Below are 1,810 nucleotides of genomic sequence, written 5' to 3'. Positions count from 1 at the left end.
TTGTCCAGTTTGGTTTCAGAGGCGGCAATGTATTAGAGCCATCTATGGGTATCGGTAACTTCTTTGGAAGTATGCCGACACCAATGCAGAGAAGCAAGCTGTATGGGGTGGAGCTTGACAGCATTTCAGGAAGAATTGCAAAGCAGCTTTATCAGAATGCCAATATCAGTATCACAGGATTTGAGAATACCACATATCCGGATAACTTTTTTGATGTGGTTGTCGGGAATGTGCCATTTGGAGATTACAAGGTATTTGATCCAAAGTACAACAAGTATAACTTCCGTATCCACGATTATTTCCTTGCAAAAGCACTTGATCAGGTAAGACCGGGAGGCATGGTTGCTGTAATCACCACAAAGGGAACTCTTGATAAGGCAAATCCTACTATCCGAAAGTATCTGGCTGAAAGAGCAGAGCTTGTGGGAGCGATAAGACTTCCGAATACTGCATTTAAAGATAATGCAGGAACCGAAGTGACAGCAGATATCCTGTTTTTGCAGAAGAGGGAGAGAAAGATTGATATTGAGCCTGACTGGGTACACCTTAGTGTGACCGAGAACGGAATTGCAGTCAATTCTTATTTTGCAGAGCATCCGGAGATGATGCTTGGAACTATGGAATATGACACAAGGATTTACGGACAGGACAGCAGATATACAGTCTGTGTGAATAATGATGAGAACTTCAATATGTATGAGACTCTCAATAAGGCTATCGGTAATATCAAAGCCCAGATGACAGATTTTGAGAGAGTGGCAGATGAGGTGGAGCAGACGGAGGAAGTTATCCCGGCTGATCCGGATGTGAGAAACTACACTTACACATTTTTTGAAGGAAAGCTCTATTACAGGGAAAATTCCGAGATGGTAAGAAAAGAAGTATCACAGACTGCCGAGGAGCGAATCAGAAGCCTTGATGAAATCAGACAGATAACAAGAGATCTGATTGATATCCAGATGGATGGCTGCAGCGAGGAGGAGCTTTCTGATAAGCAGAGACTTCTTAATGTAAAATATGATGCCTTCGTAAAGCAGTATGGAGCCATTACTTCAAAAGCAAACAGAATAGCATTTCGAGATGACAGCGATTACCCACTTCTTTGCAGTCTTGAGGAAGTAAATGAAGACGGGGAGGTGAAAAAAGCGGATATGTTTTATAAGCAGACGATTAAGGCAAAGACTGTCATAGACAGAGTGGAGACCGCTGTGGAAGCATTAAATGTATCCGTCAATGAATTTGGATATGTAAATCTTGCCTATATGCTTTCTATCTATGAGCCGGATATTACAAATGCAAAGGAAGAACTTGCAGAAAAGTCTGGACAGACAGTGGATGAGATAACTCTAAGTGACGATGCTTTGGCAGAGCTTAGAAGGGCAGTTCTTGTGGAAGAACTGGATGGATTGATTTTCTTAAATCCCGACCGCTACAACGAGAACAATCCCGATATCGGCTGGGAGACAGCAGATGAGTATCTTTCCGGCAATGTGAGAGACAAGCTCCGTGTAGCAAAGGCTATGGCAGCTGATACAGACAATCCGCAGGCAGAAAGATTTGCAGGCAATGTGGCAGCACTTGAAAAGGTGCAGCCGGAGTGGATTGAAGCCTCGGATATTGATGTAAAGATTGGCACAACATGGATTGAACCGCTGGATTATGAGCAGTTTATATATGAGCTTCTAAATACACCAAGACGGGCAAGAGCAGTCAGAAGCCAGTTTTACAATACCGGCATTCAGGTACACTTAAATAAGATGAGCATGGAATGGTTCATCGAGAATAAGAGCATGGATAAGCATTCAGTGGC

The 1,810-nt window shown here is 43.0% G+C and carries 1 protein-coding gene; it reads left to right on the top strand.

Annotated features, from left to right (window positions below; genetic code table 11):
- Window positions 1-1,810: winged helix domain-containing protein (locus WMO38_RS14985; protein WP_435391025.1), on the top strand; the 1,810-nt coding region annotated here is incomplete at both ends.

Origin of the sequence: Lachnospira hominis (ex Hitch et al. 2025) (assembly GCF_040096395.1) — a bacterium.
GTDB classification, from domain to species: Bacteria; Bacillota; Clostridia; order Lachnospirales; family Lachnospiraceae; genus Lachnospira; species Lachnospira hominis.
The sequence above is the reverse complement of the archived record's forward strand: the minus strand, read 5'-3'. Positions and strand labels throughout refer to the sequence as shown.